The following is a 1,650-nucleotide window of genomic DNA, read 5'->3' on the forward strand; positions in this document are numbered from 1 at the left end:
CGACGCGAACCCACCACACCCGACACACGCACAGACATACGACACACCTCAATGGCAAACAAGACAGAACAGCACGTGGCGTAGTGCCTAGTCGACACAGCGAGTCACCACAGCGGACATCACAAACATCCATCACCGTGATCCGGCGCGCTGCCAACCGATCAGCCCACGTCCCACCCCAAAGCCGGGTCCACCAACCGGCCCAGGCCACAGGGACGGAGATGGTCCGTTGAAGTTTCCCCGTGCTTTCGGACACTCGTTCTTACGCGGCGAGGGTGTGTCGTTGTCGGGTCTCGTGCGGGGTCAGATAGCCCCAGCTTGGGTGTTTGAGCTTGCTCCGCTTTGACGGACACCGTTGATGTGTTGGTCAAGCGGCGAGCGCGGCCTCGTAGGCGGCCGGGCTGCGGTAGCCGAGGTTGCTGTGCGGCCTGCGTATGTTGTACAAGCCCTCGATCCACTCGAAGATCGCCGATCGGGCTGCCGCCCGGCTGGGCCACGGCCGTTCGCCGATCAGCTCCCGCTTCAAGGTGGCGAAGAACGACTCCGCGAGCGCGTTGTCCCAGCACTGCCCGGTCCGGCCGACCGACCAGCGGACACCGAAATCCATTGCCAGCTCGGCGAATTCACGGCTCGTCTACTGGGCGGATTCAATAGGTCGTTGCAACACCTCGATGGTGGAGGTGTTGATGGGAAGGTCAGCTGGGTGGATGGCGGCGTTGACCGGCTCGGCGGCCTGGTGGCGGGCGCGGTTCCAACTCGCGCTGCGCTCTTCGTCGAGGGCGTCAGTGGCCCAGGCGACGACGTGGAAGGGGTCCATCGCGCGGATCGCGTTCGGGGCGCGCTCGGCGACGACGACGGCAATCCACTCCGCCCCGTCGGCGCTGATGTGGGTGAGCCGGTGGGCGCGTTCCTCGCCCAGGGCGTCGAAGAAGGAGCGCAGGACGTCCTTGCCGTGGCCGTCGGCGATCCAGACCACGTACCGGCTGTCGTGGTCGACCACGACGGTCATGTACCTCTGCCCGCGGCGGTAGGAGATCTCGTCGACGCCGATCCGGCGCAGGCCGGCGAGCTGGTCGGTCCCGGCGTCGGCCACGGCCTGGTGGCGGGTGACGATGGCTCCGACCGTGCGCCAGGCGGTTCCGCGTCAGTTGTGCGGTCGCGGACTTGGAGCATTCGGCGGCCATCCACCCCACCTGCTGGTCGAATCACGGGTGTGTCCGGCACCGTGCCGGGCCCAGGGCACCGCGGCGACCACGACCCCGTGCCGAGGGCAGGACACCCGCGGGGCATCGGCCTCCAGTAACAGCCTCTGGCCGGCCGCGTCCAGATGCCGCCACCGCCTGCGGCCGTCCCCGGCATCGAAGCGCGGGCAGCGGTCGCCACAGACTCCGCAGCGGCGACGCGCCCGTGCCCGCGGCCGCAGGGAGACCACGATGACCTGCCCGTCCTGAACCAGGCGCGTCCTCCGGCACCGCCTGCTCGCATCCGGCCAGCGCCTTCAATGCGGTGGTGAACCGCACGCCGTTCTCCCCGCACGTCTGGTCCCGAGGCTCGACACCTCAAGATCCGCACAGGGGCGGCGTGCACTGCGTCAGGCGCTCCCACCCGACGGATGAGAGCGAGCACCGGGCGTAGCGGCTCGTGCTACGA

General features: G+C 68.5%; 2 protein-coding genes and 1 pseudogene. All 3 read right to left on the reverse strand.

Annotated features, from left to right (window positions below):
• Positions 1-367: 367 nt before the first annotated feature.
• A pseudogene (locus tag AA75_RS19740) lies at positions 368-598 on the reverse strand (integrase core domain-containing protein); the annotation flags it as partial.
• A gap of 36 nt (positions 599-634) precedes the next feature.
• Positions 635-1,093: a transposase gene (locus AA75_RS45785; protein WP_158515535.1), complete on the reverse strand. Its 459-nt coding sequence runs from the start codon at positions 1,091-1,093 to the stop codon at positions 635-637.
• A gap of 51 nt (positions 1,094-1,144) precedes the next feature.
• The gene (locus AA75_RS54030) at positions 1,145-1,432 is read right to left on the reverse strand and encodes a transposase family protein (RefSeq protein WP_158515536.1); all 288 of its coding nucleotides are present in this window, start codon (positions 1,430-1,432) and stop codon (positions 1,145-1,147) included.
• Positions 1,433-1,650 lie beyond the last annotated feature (218 nt).

The sequence above is a fragment of the Kitasatospora sp. MBT63 genome (assembly GCF_000710465.2).
Lineage (GTDB): Bacteria > Actinomycetota > Actinomycetes > Streptomycetales > Streptomycetaceae > Kitasatospora.